This is a genomic window from Cypionkella sp. PAMC25878 (assembly GCF_058135695.1).
The window spans coordinates 153549-168646 of the sequence record NZ_CM176871.1 but is presented as its reverse complement, the minus strand read 5'-3'; the positions used below and the strand labels follow the sequence as shown (position 1 = coordinate 168646).

The following is a 15098-nucleotide window of genomic DNA, read 5'->3' as shown; positions in this document are numbered from 1 at the left end:
GAAAATGCGAACAACGACGCCAAATGCAAACAACCGGGGCTGGACAGCCCCGGTTGCGAAAACATCGATTGACCTGACGGTCGGTCGGATCAGGCGCTTATTTGCACTGCTTGGCAGCTTCGTCCATCGCCGCCGTAAAGCCACGCAGACTGAAGCTGTCTTTGGTCTGGGTGCCTTTGCCGGAATGTGCCGTCAACACCGCCGTGGTGCCCTTTTTCAGCGCGGCCAAAATCGCCGCATCATCCTCAGAGGTTCCCGGCCAAGCCCATTCGCCATCCGAGAACAGATCAAACGCGGTGCCATCGACATCCAGTTTCACCGTTGAACCCGGCGCAAACGGATAGCCGCCCGAGAACGAGGTCTCACCATTCACACCGGGGCGAAAGGTGACGAACAGCAAAATATCGCCGCGCCGCACCGAGACGGGCTTGCCGTCTTTGGTGTTCACGGTTTCCTTCGGACTGGATACGCCCCAACATTCGGTGGGGTTCTTGTCGGCAAAAACACTCCAATCCGTCATGGTGGCGACGCGATTGGTGGATTCCTGCGCCATTGCCGCAGGGGTCAGTACCGCAAACCCTGTCATGGAAATCATCGCCACGCCTAGCGCACGCGTCATCCAGCTTGTCATTTTTAGTCAGCCTCCAAGCCGCTTTGCCTCTGCCCGCCCAACTCCGCTTCAGGCGCGGTTTTTCGGTAGCGCGGGGCACATTCACTCGATATGCCATGCATAACCGAAAAACACAGGTCCATGAAAGCCCTGCCGGGGCGATACGGGCAGAAAATCGCGCATATGTGACGGGGGATGACATGGCAGCGGCAGAAATGGTCGAACTTTGGCGCGGTGGGCTGCTGGAAAGCACCCATCGCGGCCATGCGGTGATCTGCGATGAGAAGGGTGAAGTGGTGCAGGCTTGGGGCGATCCGGGCCGGGTGATCTTTCCACGCTCGTCTTGCAAGATGCTGCAAGCGCTGCCTTTGCTGGAATCTGGCGCGGCAGAGGCGGCGGGTCTGACCGACGCCCATATCGCGTTGTCTTGCGCCAGCCATCAGGGATCGGCCTTGCATGTCAACATGGCCAGCCGCTGGTTGGCCGATCTGGGTCTGGGCGAGCCTGACCTGCGTTGCGGCGCGCACGAACCCTATGACCGGGCGGAGCGGGATCGCTTGATCATCGGCCATGAAGCCCCCTGCCAGTTGCACAACAACTGTTCCGGCAAACATTCGGGCTTTCTCACCACCACCCGGCACCTGAAAGCCGGACCGGAATATGTCGAACTCGACCACCCGCTGCAAAAGGCGATCAAGGCGGCGACCGAGGAGGTCACCGGGGAGGCCAGCGCAGGCTACGGCATCGACGGCTGCTCGGCGCCGAATTTCGCGATGTCCGTCGCGGGCTTGGCCAGAGGTATGGCGAAATTCGCCTCTGCCGCCGAGGCCGGATCGACACGGGATCGGGCGATGCATCGCTTGACGCGGTCTATGGCGGCGCATCCAGAGCTGGTCGCAGGTGAGGGCCGGGCTTGCACCGAGTTGATGCGGGCGATGGGCGGGCGTGTGGCGATCAAGACCGGGGCGGAAGCGGTGTTTGTCGCCATCATCCCCGAGAAGAAACTGGGCATCGCGCTGAAGATCGAGGACGGCAATTCCCGCGCCTCGGAAGCCGCTTTGGTGGCGATCTTGGCGCAGCTTGGCGTGCTCGATGCCGCCCATCCGATGGCGCAAAAGCGGCTGCCTGCGCCGCAGACCAACTGTCGCGGTCTGACGGTGGGCGAGTTGCGGCTGGCGTCCGGGTTTCTGTAACCCCATCTTGCTTTAACCGAACGCGGAAAAGGCCCCCACCTTGCGGTAGAGGCCTTCATTGCGACAGCGCCGGTGAAGCAAGCTGGGCGGGGGCAAAGACCTGCTCCACCGGTTTCGTTGCACTGTAGCCCGTTCTTTATGCCGCCCGAACGCGGCGGCATTGCGCAGCGGGCGGGACCATTTACGGGCATTCCCGCGGCAAAATCGGGGCGCGAGTTCCCAAGATGTATGGGTCTTTTCTCGCTAGGGTTGAGTGGAGCTTGATTTGCAGGGGTTGATTTGAGGCGGGCCTCGGGTAAACTTTCACCATGACGGTGCAAACGCCGACCCCTTTTCCTACGCCAGAGCCCCTGCCGGATCAGGTTACTTTTGATCGCCACGAGCTTGGCGCGATACTGCGGCTCTATGGCCAGATGGTCGCGGCGGGCGAATGGCGCGACTACGGCTTGTCGTTTCTGCGCGAGGCGGCGGTGTTCTCGGTGTTCCGCCGCACGGCTGAGTTTCCGCTCTATCGGATTGAGAAGCGCCCCAAGCTGCGCGCCAAGCAAGGCATGTATGCGGTAGTCGGCATGGACGGCTTCATCCTGCGCCGGGGTCATGATCTGGCAGGGGTTTTGCGGGTGTTGGAGCAAAAGCTGATCCGGCCGGTGGAGTAAGCGACGGCGGGGGATTGGTCTTACAGTCTGCGTCTGTGGCTGACCGGAGCGCCTTCTGCCGCCAAAACCCGCGCGATGCAGGCGTCGATGCCCTCATAAGCCACTGACATCGTATTGCCATTCGCGTGGATCAATCGCGTAGAGTCGACAACCAGCGCGACATGACCCTTCCAGAAAAGCAGATCGCCGCGTTGCAGGGGGGCGTCTTTAGGTACTTCATGGCCAAGGCTTTGCTGCAGATCGGAATCTCCCGGCGCTTTGATGCCGCAAGCCAGCAGGGCGATTTGCGCCAGCCCCGAGCAATCAATCCCGGCACGGGAGTTGCCGCCCCAAAGGTACGGCACCCCAAGGAAGCCTTCGGCGACACTGATCGGGTCTTTGTGGTACTGGCCGAGCGGCAGCAGATGCGGCGTCGGGATGAAGCCTTGGCTGGTTTCGGTGAACTTCGCGCCCTGTGCGATCACCGCAACCTGCGCCCCCATGCTCAGCGCTGCAATCTCGGGCGCTTGCACGCGGGGTTCGGGGTATAGATGCGTGCCGGGGGTGGCGATCCAATGCGTGGGCTTCGGGCTTTCGCCCAAGGCCTGCTCGGCCAGCCAGCCACAATAGCCGTCTTTGGCAGCAAAGCCAAAGGCATAGCCATCTTGGTGGTCGATCACCGTGAAGGCTTCGCCCAGCAGCACCTGACGATCCCGCGCGCCACCGGGGCTTCGCAGCAGATCCGCCAGTGGCATCGCGATACGGCGTTTCTCGCCTTCGGTGAAGTGCGGCGCGTCCACCAGCCCCTTCAGCGAGATATGGGCAACGCGCGCGGTGGCGGGGGTTAAACGACGATCCATCTTACAATCCCAACATGGCGGGCAGCCCCGCAAGAATGGCCCGCGCACCCTGACCGACGCCGCCCTTGGGCCGCGCAGGCGCATCGGCAGGCGTATGGCCGTAGATGTCGAAATGCATATAGCGCGGATGATCGGCAAAGCGTCGCAGGAATAGCGCTGCCGTGACCGACCCCGCAAACCCCCAGCCTGGCGCGTTATCGAGATCAGCGATGCCAGGCTCGATGATATGCTCATAGGGCGTGTGGAATGGCAGTCGCCAGACCGGGTCGAAGGTGTCTTTAGCGCCCTGTTCCAAGGCCTCCGCCATTCCCACATCATCGGTGTAATAGGGTGCCAGATCGGGGCCAAGCGCGGTGCGCGCCGCCCCGGTCAGCGTCGCCATTGAGATCAGCACATCGGTCGGGGTTTCCACAGCCAGCGCCAAAGCATCGCCCAGCACCAGACGGCCCTCGGCATCGGTGTCATTGACCTCAACCGTCAGCCCCTTGCGCGATGTCAAAATATCCTTCGGCTTCAATGCATTGCCCGCGATCACATTCTCCACCGCCGCCACGATCACCCGCAACCTTACGGCCAATCCCAGCTGCATGATCATCTGCGCCAGTCCCATCACCGTCGCCGCCCCGCCCATATCCTTCTTCATCAGCAGCATGCCCGCCGTCTTGATATTCAGACCCCCGGTGTCAAAGCACACGCCCTTGCCGACCAAAGTCAGGCTTGGCCCCGCAGACCCCCAATGCATCTCCAACAACCGAGGCTCCCGCGGCGAGGCCCGCCCCACCGCATGGATCATCGGGAAATTCTGCTCCAGCAGCGCCGCGCCCTTCACCACCTTGGCCCGTGCGCCGAACCGCCCCGCCAGCGCCACAAACGCCGCCTCCAACTCATCCGGCCCCATATCCTGCGCCGGCGTGTTGATCAGATCGCGAGTCAGATATTCGCCCGCCGCCATCGCCAGCAGACGCGCACCATCGCAACCCTTGGGCAGCACCAACCGAGCAGGTTCCACCACCTTCGCCTTGCGATAGCGATCAAAGCGATACTGCGCCAGAAGCCAGCCCAAAGCCGCCTCATCGCGCTGGCTTTGCGTCAAATCGCCCACCAGATGCCAAGCGCCGCCGGGCAACCCTACAGCCTTCGCCAAAGCAAACCGTTGCCGCGCGTGGGTCTTCGCAGTGCCAAACCCAATCACCGCCGCAGCCACGCCATGCGCACCGGGGACCAGCCGCAGATCGCCCAAGGCCGCCTCAAACCCTGCATGCGTCAGCCACCCACGCACCGCCGCATCCTGCCCCGCCAGAAACCCAGCCAGCCCCTCGGCCCCCACCACATAGAGCGGGCGCGACGCAGCAGCATTATCAGCAAAAGCGGGACCCATCGGTGCATCCTTCATAACCTGCCCGAGGCCATAGCCTCAAACCTGCCCGAACCCTAGCGCTTCCATCCGCCGCCGCAAGCCCCGGCCTAAACCCGCGCCCAACCTCAGAACGGCGTCTGATCCAACTGCTCCAGCAGCGCCTTGTCCGAGGCCAAGGACCGCTCGGCGATCCGCAACAGCCGCGCCCAAACGGCAGCAAACGCCGTGGTATCGGCGCGCTCCATACAGGCGCGCAAATCCCCCGCCACCACCCCCAAAGACACCATCCCGAGAGTCTCCGCCATCCGCTGCAACCGCCGCAGTTGCCGCGTCAGATCGCCCATCTCATGCGCCCGCACCTGTGACGCCAAGCCCGCCATGGTCAGCGCCAATTCGCCCAAAGCCCGTGCCACCACCTGCTCCGCGCCAGAGGTGCCCAAATTCCGATAAATCGTCGCAATCGGTTCGGCATCCTGCCGCACCCGTTCCTTTGGCTGCAAAGCCACCACGTTTTCCATCATACCCTCCGACACACCCACGCCCACCTTGCGCCGTTGTGCTGAAGAAATCGTTGCTGCCCGCCAAAGAAATCCCTCGAATTTTCTGCGATTGCAGCATAATGACGGGCAAGAGCCAAGCCGAGAAGGATCACCATGAACCACATTCGCGCGCTGCCAAACTATCTGGTGCAACGGTTTCAGGGCTGGAAAGCCACGACATATCAAGACAATAAGGCTTGGTATCGTAGGCTTGCCGCTAGCGGCCAACACCCGCGCGCTATGGTGATTTCCTGCTGTGACAGCCGCGTGCATGTCACCTCAATCTTCGGCGCGGACGAAGGCGAATTCTTCATCCACCGCAATATCGCGGGTCTTGTCCCCCCGCATAACCCCGATGGTGAGTATCACGGTACCTCGGCCACCGTCGAATATGCGGTGATGAGTCTTGGCGTTGCTCATATCGTGGTGCTCGGCCATTCCAACTGTGGCGGCGTCAAGGGCTGCCTTGATATGTGCTCCGGCCATGCCCCTGAACTGCTAGAGAAAACCAGCTTCGTCGGCCGCTGGATGGACATCCTGCGCCCCGGCTATCAGCGCATTGCGGGCCTGCCCCCCGAGTTGCAACAACCCGCTTTGGAGCGTGAGGCGGTGCTGGTGTCGCTGGAAAACCTGATGACCTTCCCCTTCATCAAAGCCGCCGTCGAGGATGACCGCCTGACCCTGCACGGGTTGTGGACCGATACCGGCGAGGGTGAGTTGCAGCAGTTTGATCCGGCAAAGGGCGGGTTTGTTCCGGTTTGAGGGGGTGCAAAACGCAAAAATCGCCAACATCTTTGAGATGTATCGAGTTGGTTTTTAGGACACAGCCAATTCGGCAGGCGTTGAGAACATTTGGGTCAAGCTGCGGTTTTTTCGCTCAGAATCCTACGAGCTCAGTAAACGGCTTAAGCTGTTCGATTGTCGTATATGTTAAAGAATTCACTAATATACCCCTCGAACTCTACAGTGAAATTTTTATCTGATTCACCTTCATCCTGCACCACCTTGAATGGCATGATGTATCGGCGCCCTTTGCTATCATTGTCGATATCTTCCTTGCAATTGTAAGATCTTGCAAGCTGGATAGCAGCATCCCAGAGACGCTCTGTTTCACGGCAGATGCGATAGCCTTGCTCACCGGCAGTTGCAGTCATCACACGGTAGTTTTTGCCATCACCCACAACGCGAAGGTAAATTACTTTTCTTCTGACAACCATAAATTCCTGAGACCAATCGCCACCAATCTGTTTGCTCTCAATAAAATCAAAATCCATCTTGTATGATACCTTTGCACTGCAATTAATTGTGTCGAGACCATAAGCAGAGCAGTATTTGTGCGGCAAAGCTTTGTTGAGGGCAAGTAGTTTCTCAACTGGTGGGCAATCGCCCATGGAGGGCACATTTTTTACAGTCCGAACCCATATTACGCCTACGAGGATGTCTGCCTTTTTCGCATTTTGATCAGTTGCCCAAGGCTATGCTCCCAAACCTTCCAAGCAAAGCCCCCGCCCGGAATCAAGGCGCTTTGGCGCCGCCGGGCAGCGCCCGACCGCCCGCTCGGGCGGGCGCTTTTGTGCAGTCTCGCTTGGAACATCTGGGGAATGGGCTAAGGCATAAAGTGCCTAGAACAACGGTTGCCGCGCCCACCCGGCTGTCAGGCGCTGCCCTGTGTGGCGATCAAGTCGCAAAAGCGGCACTCGGCTTGGCGGGGATGGATAAGTCTTAAAAACCCATTAACAAGGCCATGTTAAGCCATTGAAAAGTATAGAACGGCTATCATGTCCACGCGTGGACACACCCTATTCCTTGCCCCAGCCATCCATCGCTGCCACCGCCTCCTCAGCCGTCTCAACAAACTGAAACAGCCCCAAATCCGCAGCCGAGATCACCCCCGCCTCGGCCAGCATATTCCAGTCAATCAACCGCTCCCAAAAGCTGCGGCCAAACAACAGAAACGGGATCGGTTTCATCCGGCCGGTTTGAATCAAGGTCAGGCTTTCAAACATCTCATCCAGCGTACCAAAGCCGCCCGGAAACACACAAATCGCCCGCGCCCGCATCAGGAAATGCATCTTTCGGATCGCGAAATAGTGGAAGTTGAAGGACAATTCCGGCGTCACATATTGGTTCGGGGCCTGCTCGTGCGGCAGCACGATGTTCAGGCCAATCGACTGCCCGCCTGCATCATCGGCGCCCCGGTTCCCCGCCTCCATCACCCCCGGCCCGCCCCCGGTGCAGATCACGTTTTCATGGCCGTATGTTTGCAGGCTTCTTTCCGTGATCATCCGGGCGAAGGTGCGGGCTTCGGTATAGTATTTGGTGAGATCCGCCAGCATCGGGGTTTTCGCGGTGGATTTGTGCGCGGGATCAGGGATGCGGGCGCCGCCGAACAGGACGACGGTGGATGTGATGCCCATCTCGTCTAGGATCAGTTGGGGTTTCAGCAGTTCCAACTGCAGGCGGACGGGACGGAGGTCTTCCCTTGTCAGGAAGTCGGGGTCGTTGAAAGCGAGGCGGTAGGCGGGGGAGCGGGTTTGCGGGGTGTCGGGCAGGCGGTTGGTGGCGGCCACGTCTTGGACGGAGTCTCGGAATGGGTGGGGGCGGGTTTCTTCGGTCATCGGGTGGCCTTGATTGGGGCGTGTTGAGGCTAGGGGTAGCGGGTTTTGGGAGGGTTTGGAAGGGTGCGGTGGGGGTGGTCCCGAGTTGGGACCGTTTGAAAGTATAGAATATTCAGATGGTTGCGATTTTTTTAACAGAAAATTAACGATTTCGGGCGAAGGGCTTGGCTGGATGGGGATCGCTTTGAGCGATCGTCGGCCGGGTTTGCGGCCAACGATCAGGGGTTTTGCGCGGGAAATTACAGCAAGCGCACGGCCATACCGCCGTCTACGGCAAGGGCTGCGCCTGTCACGAAGCTGGCGCGATCTGACAGCAGGAACAGGGCGACTTGCGCGATCTCGGTCGGGGTGGCCATGCGCTTCATCGGGTGCAGGTTGGCGATAAAATCATGGGTGCCAGGGTCGTCGCCTGCCAAAGCAGTTTTGGTGCCGCCGGGGAGGATGGCGTTGATGCGGATGGCTTCGGCGGCATGATCAGCCGCCAAGGATTGCACCAGGCCGATCAGCCCGGCTTTCGACGCTGCATAGGCGGCCATGCCGGGCAATCCGCCGTTGCTAAAGCCGACGAAGGATCCGGTGAACACCAGCGATCCGCCGCCGCGTTTGGCGAGCGCGGGGAGTTGGGCTTTGGCGCAGAAGAAGGCGCTGCTGAGGTTGGTGGCGAGGACGTTGTGCCAGTTCTCGGTGGCCATGGCGGGCAGGGGAACCATATCGCCGATGATTCCCGCGTTGTTGAACGCGCCGTCGAGGCCGCCGAAATGGCTTTCGGCGAGGTCTACCAGCGCTGTGGCGTAGGTCTCATCCGTGACATCGCCTGCGAGGCAGATGGCTTTGCCGCCGCTTTCGGTGATCTGGTCGACAAGCCGCTGCAACTCGGGTTGGCGGCGTGCGCCGAGCACCAGTTGCGCGCCCTCCGCTGCGAATAGCAGGGCGGCGGCGGCACCGATGCCGCTGCTTGCGCCGGTGATCAGGATGGTTTTGTTGTTGAGGTCCATGGTCATGTCTTTCCGTTTTGCATGACGGGGACTTAGGTGGTGAGGGTTTCGTGCAGCGACCCGTATCTTGCGGTTGTGGCGCAGGGGATCGAGAATGCGCAGGAAACGGGTCGGACGTTGATTGTGGTCCGGAGCGGCGTTTGGATCAGTCGGCAAGCGCGCGATAGCCGCCGTTCCAGTAGATCAAAGCGCCCGCGCCGGGGTTGGTGAGGATGGCTTGGACGCGGCCGATCAGGATGGAATGGGTGCCACGGTCGATCATTTCTTCGATGCTGCAATCGAAGGCGGTGGGCGCACCTTTCAGCAGGCGGACGCCCGTTACGGCGGTTTCCCATTCGGCACCGTCATAGCGCGCGAGGCCCTTGGTGCCGTTGAAGCCGGAGAAGCGTTCGGCGACGCCCTGATGGGCGGCCCCAAGGCCGGACCAGCCGAAGCTGCCGGTTTCTTTCAGCACGGGCCAACTTGACGAGCTGCGGTTGACGCAGGCCAGCAGCAGCGGCGGTTCGGCGGAAAGGGAAATGGCGGAGGTGACGATCAGACCGGTGGCGGCCTCGGCTTGCCCGGTGGTGATCAGGCTACAGTTGCCGACAAAGGCGCGCATGGCGTCGCGGAAGTGCTTGGGCGTGGGTTCGGACATTGAGCACTCGCGGTTTGGGCGGCACCGCGTTGGGGCGGTGCCGCAAGGGATCAGCGGCCCAAGCCGTCAGCGGATGCCCGCCTCTTGCAGTTTTGGCAGCACGTTGTCGCGGAAATAGGGGAATTCCTTGACATAATCCACAAAGGAAAGCGTCGTGCCGGCAAATCCGGTGGCGTGCAGTTTCAGGATGCCTTCGGCCACATCATCCGGGGTGCCGACGAGGGGGAAGCCGCCGTGACCCATGGCGAACAGGTGTTTGATCTGGGCCAGCAGATCATGCGGGAAGCTTTGGGCGTGGGCGAATTGCAGATTGACCAGATTATCCACGGCGGCGGTGTCGGTATTGGCGACGGCGGTGTGGTGCAGGAAGGCTTCGGCTTCATCGCGCGAGGGGCGGCAGATCACATGGCTGAAGGTCAGCACGTCGATCTTGCGGCCTTTGGCCTTGGCTTGCGCCTTCAGATCAGCGATTTCACCGACCGAGCGCGAGAGATCAATCGCCGGGGTGAACAGGAAATCGGCGTTGTCGGTGGCAAAGTTGCGGCCTTGCGGTGAGCCTGCGGCGTTGATGATCGGCACCGAGCCACGGGTCGGGGCGGGATCGCCCTTGATTTGCTTGGCTTTGAAATATTTGCCGTTCCAGTCGAAATGCTCTTTCGAAGACCAGAGTTTGCGCACCAGATCGAACCATTCCTGCGCATAGGCGTAGCGGGTTTCGTGATCATCGGGCAGGGTGAGGCCAAGGGCTTCGTATTCGGGTTTGTTCCAGCCCGCGACGATGTTGAGGCCCGCGCGGCCATGGCCGATCTGGTCGATGGTGGCGATTTGCTTGGCGACCACGGCGGGGTGGTTGGCGGCGGTGTGGATGGTGGCGAAAACGGCGATGTTTTTGGTGGCGGCCAGCAGGCCAGCGGCCCAAGTCATGGTTTCCAGCACGTTGCCGTGAAAGTCCGTCTCCCCGCCGTAGCCGATCCAGCGGGCGATGGGCAGCATGAAGTCGATGCCAGCGTCATCCAGCATTTTGGCAAGGGTGAGGTTGTTGTCCCAGGAATTGTCCCAACGCTCGGCGATTTTGGTGGGGGTCATGCCGGAGGAACAGTTGGTCGAAAACGTGCCCAAGCGAAAGCGATCGCCCGAGAGCATCGGGTTGGTGGTCATTGTGGACTCCCTGTCAGGATGATTATGGGGCAGGATGATTTTAGGTTATATTTTATGATTGAAAGTCTATCGTAAATTCGCATTGCGTCAATGGGTTTGGCGGATGAGGATGCGGGGGAGGTGAGGGGTGAGGCGATGGTGGGAAAAAAGGTTCAAACTCAAAATGATACGGGTGGCCCGCCGAATGCGCAGGCGCTGGATTACCGCTGGCATTTGGCGGACACGGCAGTTGAGGTTGAGGTCACCGAGTTGGAATTCGCGCTGATGCGGGCGTTTGAGGGATTCGGGCGCTGGCAATCGGAATGTCTGGCGGGGGTGTGCGAGATGCCGGCCTCGGGGCCAGAGAACGCGCTTTTGCACATCATTCGGATGCATGACCGCCCGAAAAGCATCAAGGATCTGGCGCGGATGACCAACCGCGATGATGTGCCGAACATCCAGTATTCGCTGCGCAAGTTGATTGGGGCGGCGCTGGTGGTGCGCAAGGGCGCGGGGCGGTCGGGGGTGAGTTACGAGGTGACGGGCGAGGGGCGGCGGGTGACGGATGATTACGGCGCGCTGCGGCGGCGGTTGTTGTTGGCGGAGTTGGGGAATTTGCCGGGGTTCTCAACCCGGTTGGCTGAAGCGGCGCGGGTGTTGAACGTGCTGACCGGGATCTATGAGGAGGTCGCTAGGGTGGCCGCGACGCATCGGCGGGCTTAGATTGGGGCGAGGCGGTGGAAGGCGCTTTGGGCGTAGATCAGGGCGGTGCCTGCGCCGAGGCTGAGGCTGGTGATTTGGCCGATGAAGATGCTGTGCGATCCGGCTTGCAGGATTTCGCTGACGGTGCAGCAGAAGGTGAGGGCGGCGTCGGTGAGGATCGGGGTTCCGTCTGGGTCGTCACACCAGTTGCCGGTGGCGAATTTGTCGGCTCCGGTTACGCCGCCCGCGCCTGCAAAATGCAAGGCGAGCGGGCCGCCGTCTCCGGACAGCAGATTGACGTTGAAGCGGCCGCTGGCGGCGACGGCGGCGCAGGTGCCGGTCTGGCGGTTGAGGCAGACCAACAGGCTGGGCGGATCGGCGGTGACCGAACAGACGGCGGTGGCGGTGATGCCGCGCCGGGCTTCGGGGCCGGGGCCTGCGCGGGCGGTGACGATGGTGACGGCGCCGGGAAAGCGGGCCATCGCGGCGCGGAAGGATTGGGTGTCGATCACGCTCATCTCAGGCGGCTTTCAACTCGGCCAGATAGCTGGCGGCGGCGTCGGGATCGGCGAACCACGGGAAGAAATCGCGCGGATCGTCAAAGCCGTTGGCCATGCGAGAGGCGAGTTCCGGCAGGGCTTGGGCGTTGCCCATGATGTCGAGGATGAAGGGCGGCGGCGGTTGCAGCAGCATGTTGGTCCAGCCGACCACCCATTGCGCGTAATCCCAGAACTGATCGAAGGTCGCCTGCATCCACGCTGCATCGAAGGGGCGGTCTCCGTGGTTCAGGATGCGGTTGAGATAAATCGCGGCGGCTTTGGCGGCGTTGTTGGAGCCCTGCCCGGTGATCGGATCGTTCAGGCAGACCGCATCGCCGAGGCCGAGAACCTTGCGGCCCGAGGGCAGGGTGGCGACCGGGTGGCGCACTGTGGGGGCGAAGCGGCCTGACAGGATGCCGTTGTCGTCGGTGAGTTGGCAGGTTTTGGAGCGTTCATATTCCCACGGCAGGAAGGTTTTCAGGATGTTCAGTGCGGTGTCCAGATGCTGCGCGGGGGTCTTTACATCGGCCCAGCAATCCATCGGGCCGCCGGGGATGCCTTCCATCACCATGATCTCACAGGGGCCGGTGGTGGTCAGGGCGGGGAACACGAAGTATTCGCCGACGCCGGGGATCAGGTTGAATTCGACCGCCGAATAGGGCTGCCGGGGCGTCATGCCTGTCACATAGGTCAGGGCCAAAGCGCGCATTGGTTTGTCGAAGGGGGATTTTTCAACGTCACGGGTGAACAGCCGCCCGACATCGCCCTTGCCTGAGGCGATGATCACCAGATCGTCCTGGCGGGCGTAGGTTTCAATCTCGGCAATGCCTGCGTCGGTGATCACCATTTGACCACCGAGGCGGCTGAATTCGGCCATCCAGCGCGGGATTTTCACCCGTTGATCGACGGAATAGGCATTCTGATCCAGCCGGGCGGCCCAGTCGATCAGCTTGGTGCCAGAGCCATCGGGGTTTGGCACGATGAAGTTGATGCCCTGAACCGGGGGGCAATCGGTGGACCAGAAATCAATGCCCAGATCGCGTTCATGCTGCACGGCGTTGGAGAACATGCACTGGCTGGACAGGACCTTTCCTTGGGCCACGTCTTCCGCGGTGCGGTTTTGCACGACGCGCACCTGATGGCCCGCTTGCAGCAAGCCGATGCCCAGTTGAAGCCCGGATTGACCGCCGCCGATGATGGTGAATTTACGCATGTCTAGCCCCTTTGAATTGGTTTTCGGTTCGCGCCCGTGGGGCGTTCATTCCATCAGCTTTGGGATCGCGGGCACGGCCTGTTCTGGCCCCATCGCGGTATAGCCGCCATCGACGCAAATATCGGTGCCGGTGATGAAGCTGGCCTCGTCCGAGCAGAGGAACAGCACAGCGGCGGCGACTTCTTCGGGGTCAGCGACGCGGCCCAGCATGTGGAAGGGGGCGGCGACAGCATCGGTTTTGGCGCGGTTGCCGTGGGTCAGCTGATCCATGATATTGCTCCACGTCCAACCGGGCGACACCGCGTTGACGCGGATGCCCTGCGGGGCCAGATCCATTGCCTGACTGCGGGTCAGTTGCAGAATGGCGGCTTTCGACACCGGATAAACCCAGCGCCCGGTCTGTGCCACGCGGGAGGAAATCGAGCCGAAATTGACAATGGCCCCCTTGTTGGCGGCGAGGTCGGCTTGGGCCGCCTGCATCAGCATCACTGAACCTATGATATTGATATCGAGGGCGGTCAGCCAATCGGCGCGGGTGGTGGCAAGCCCGTTGTCGAGATAGGAACAGGCGACGTTGACCAAAAAGTCGATGCGGCCAAATTTGGCTTTGGTGGCGGCAACGAGGGCTGTAATCTGGGCATCGTCGCGCAGATCGCAGGGCTGGAAGGCCACGCCTTCGGCTTCGGGGGCGGGAGCGATGTCGGCCACCATCACCCGCACATCGGCGGCGCGGAAGGCTGCGACCACGGCTTGGCCGATCTTGGTGCTGCCGCCCGGCACAATCGCCACTTTGCCTGCTAGTCCGCGCATGATCGCCCCCTTTGCTGATGGGTCAGCTTCGATCTGTGTCGGGCGCGGCGCTATCCGGGGAACGGGGCGACTATCCACAAAACGAAAAAATCGTCATCAAATTGCAGGAATTTGCTGGCGGGGCGGCAAAGCATGGTAGGCTTTGGCCTTGGTTTGCTGAGAATGAGGCCGATGCTGCAGGTTGCCGCCCCGCTGGAAGGCCATGCTTTGTTTCACACGCATGACCTTGACGAAGCCCGCGCGCGGGTGGCGGCGGTGTTTTGTCCGCATCGGTTGGACCGCATCGGCAAGGGGGTGGTGGATGCCCGCCAGCACCATTTGCCGGGTGAGCGGTTAAGCCTGAATTACATCCAATATGGTGCCAAGACGCTGATCGCGCCGGGCGAGCTGGAGCGGTTTTATCTGGTGCAGATCCCGCTGTCCGGTGGCGCGATGATCTCGCATGGGGCGGATCGGTATTATTCCTCGCCCGAGGTGGCGGCGGTGTTGAACCCGCATCTGCCCACCACGATGATCTGGGCGGAAGGCACGCGGCAGGTGCTGATCCAGATCGACCGTCAGGCGATGCAGGATCATCTTTCGGCGCAGTTGGGCGCGCCGGCTTTGCGGCCTTTGACGTTTTCGGGCGGGTTTGATTTGCGCAGCGGCGCGGGGGCGGCGTTGCGGCGGATGGTGTTGTTTCTGGTGGCGGAGGCTGATGCGGGGCGCTCACCCATCGGGGCGGGGTTGATGGGGCGGGCGGTGGAGGCGTCGTTGCTGTCGGGTCTGCTGGAGGCGCATCGCCACGATCACGCGGCGCATCTGGGGCGGCGGCGGGCGGCACCCCGGCCCCGGCATTTGCGGCTGGCAGAGTGCTATATCGCAGCGCATCTGGATCAGCCGTTGACGGTGGAAGCGATTGCCGCCGAGGCCGGGATCAGCCCGCGCGCGTTGCAACTGGCGTTTCGGCAGCATCGCGGCACGACTCCGCTGGGGTTCTGGCGTGATCAGCGTCTGGCACATGCGCATGCCGATCTGGTGGCGGGGGCGGGGTCGGTGACAGAGGTGGCGTTGCGCTGGGGGTTCGCGCATTTCGGACGGTTTGCCGAGATGTATCGGGCGCGGTTTGGCCTGTCGCCGCGCGATACGTTGCGGGCGGCGCGGGGCGAGGGGTATCAGGACTGACGCGGTGCTGCGTAGCAAAACTGTCATGACCGCGTCGTCTATGTTTCATCCGGGCAGGGCATGGCTGGGTCTGATTTTATCTGACCAAG

Annotated in this window: 17 protein-coding genes; 5 read left to right on the top strand and 12 right to left on the bottom strand. The window is 61.6% G+C overall.

The genetic code is table 11. From position 1 onward, the window contains the following. Window positions 1-97: 97 nt before the first annotated feature. Window positions 98-619 (bottom strand): invasion associated locus B family protein, encoded by a 522-nt coding sequence (locus ACS5RD_RS00840; protein ID WP_489929582.1) that lies wholly within the window; start codon window positions 617-619, stop codon window positions 98-100. A 191-nt stretch (window positions 620-810) separates the two neighbouring features. Between ACS5RD_RS00840 and ACS5RD_RS00835 the strand changes: the two genes are divergently transcribed. After that, window positions 811-1803, top strand: coding sequence for an asparaginase (locus tag ACS5RD_RS00835; RefSeq protein ID WP_489929581.1), 993 nt, complete (start codon window positions 811-813; stop codon window positions 1801-1803). Between the two features lie 308 nt (window positions 1804-2111). After that, window positions 2112-2459, top strand: coding sequence for a DUF2794 domain-containing protein (locus ACS5RD_RS00830; protein ID WP_054008375.1), 348 nt, complete (start codon window positions 2112-2114; stop codon window positions 2457-2459). 20 nt (window positions 2460-2479) lie between these two features. Here the strand turns inward: ACS5RD_RS00830 and ACS5RD_RS00825 are convergent, their stop codons facing one another. The 3 genes from ACS5RD_RS00825 to ACS5RD_RS00815 form a co-directional block, all read right to left on the bottom strand. Then, window positions 2480-3298 (bottom strand): C40 family peptidase, encoded by an 819-nt coding sequence (locus ACS5RD_RS00825; RefSeq protein ID WP_054008374.1) that lies wholly within the window; start codon window positions 3296-3298, stop codon window positions 2480-2482. 1 nt (window position 3299) lies between these two features. Next, window positions 3300-4676 carry a leucyl aminopeptidase family protein gene (locus ACS5RD_RS00820; RefSeq protein ID WP_489929580.1) on the bottom strand — a complete coding sequence of 459 codons (1377 nt, stop codon included), beginning with the start codon at window positions 4674-4676 and terminating at the stop codon, window positions 3300-3302. 104 nt (window positions 4677-4780) lie between these two features. Then, window positions 4781-5173 carry a hypothetical protein gene (locus ACS5RD_RS00815; protein WP_489929579.1) on the bottom strand — a complete coding sequence of 131 codons (393 nt, stop codon included), beginning with the start codon at window positions 5171-5173 and terminating at the stop codon, window positions 4781-4783. Window positions 5174-5308: 135 nt separating this feature from the next. On the opposite strand from ACS5RD_RS00815, the gene ACS5RD_RS00810 reads away from it, so the two are divergent. Beyond that, window positions 5309-5956: a carbonic anhydrase gene (locus ACS5RD_RS00810; RefSeq protein ID WP_054008372.1), complete on the top strand. Its 648-nt coding sequence runs from the start codon at window positions 5309-5311 to the stop codon at window positions 5954-5956. Between the two features lie 143 nt (window positions 5957-6099). On the opposite strand, the gene ACS5RD_RS00805 is transcribed toward ACS5RD_RS00810, so the two are convergent. From ACS5RD_RS00805 to ACS5RD_RS00785, 5 genes are all read right to left on the bottom strand, one after another. Further along, window positions 6100-6585 (bottom strand): hypothetical protein, encoded by a 486-nt coding sequence (locus ACS5RD_RS00805; protein WP_489929578.1) that lies wholly within the window; start codon window positions 6583-6585, stop codon window positions 6100-6102. A 408-nt stretch (window positions 6586-6993) separates the two neighbouring features. After that, window positions 6994-7812 (bottom strand): LOG family protein, encoded by an 819-nt coding sequence (locus ACS5RD_RS00800; protein WP_489929577.1) that lies wholly within the window; start codon window positions 7810-7812, stop codon window positions 6994-6996. A gap of 239 nt (window positions 7813-8051) precedes the next feature. After that, window positions 8052-8807 carry an SDR family oxidoreductase gene (locus ACS5RD_RS00795; protein ID WP_489929576.1) on the bottom strand — a complete coding sequence of 252 codons (756 nt, stop codon included), beginning with the start codon at window positions 8805-8807 and terminating at the stop codon, window positions 8052-8054. Between the two features lie 145 nt (window positions 8808-8952). Then, window positions 8953-9444, bottom strand: a complete 492-nt coding sequence (locus tag ACS5RD_RS00790; RefSeq protein ID WP_489929575.1) for a flavin reductase family protein — start codon at window positions 9442-9444, stop codon at window positions 8953-8955. A 66-nt stretch (window positions 9445-9510) separates the two neighbouring features. After that, entirely contained in the window at window positions 9511-10602 is a 1092-nt protein-coding gene (locus tag ACS5RD_RS00785; protein ID WP_489929574.1) for an LLM class flavin-dependent oxidoreductase, read from the bottom strand. A 135-nt stretch (window positions 10603-10737) separates the two neighbouring features. On the opposite strand from ACS5RD_RS00785, the gene ACS5RD_RS00780 reads away from it, so the two are divergent. Then, complete coding sequence (locus tag ACS5RD_RS00780) at window positions 10738-11304, top strand: winged helix DNA-binding protein (RefSeq protein ID WP_489929573.1); 567 nt, start codon at window positions 10738-10740, stop codon at window positions 11302-11304. Here ACS5RD_RS00780 and ACS5RD_RS00775 read toward each other — a convergent pair. From ACS5RD_RS00775 to ACS5RD_RS00765, 3 genes are read right to left on the bottom strand one after another with little or no spacing between them, the layout of a single operon-like run. After that, the gene (locus tag ACS5RD_RS00775; protein WP_489929572.1) at window positions 11301-11801 is read right to left on the bottom strand and encodes a flavin reductase family protein; all 501 of its coding nucleotides are present in this window, start codon (window positions 11799-11801) and stop codon (window positions 11301-11303) included. The genes ACS5RD_RS00780 and ACS5RD_RS00775 overlap by 4 nt on opposite strands. A 1-nt stretch (window position 11802) precedes the next feature. Then, complete coding sequence (locus ACS5RD_RS00770; protein WP_489929571.1) at window positions 11803-13035, bottom strand: styrene monooxygenase/indole monooxygenase family protein; 1233 nt, start codon at window positions 13033-13035, stop codon at window positions 11803-11805. 45 nt (window positions 13036-13080) lie between these two features. After that, on the bottom strand, window positions 13081-13845 hold the full coding sequence (locus ACS5RD_RS00765; protein WP_489929570.1) for an SDR family oxidoreductase: 765 nt from the start codon (window positions 13843-13845) through the stop codon (window positions 13081-13083). 171 nt (window positions 13846-14016) lie between these two features. Between ACS5RD_RS00765 and ACS5RD_RS00760 the strand changes: the two genes are divergently transcribed. Next, a complete protein-coding gene (locus ACS5RD_RS00760; RefSeq protein ID WP_489929569.1) occupies window positions 14017-15009 on the top strand; it encodes an AraC family transcriptional regulator in 993 nt (330 codons plus the stop codon). Window positions 15010-15098 lie beyond the last annotated feature (89 nt).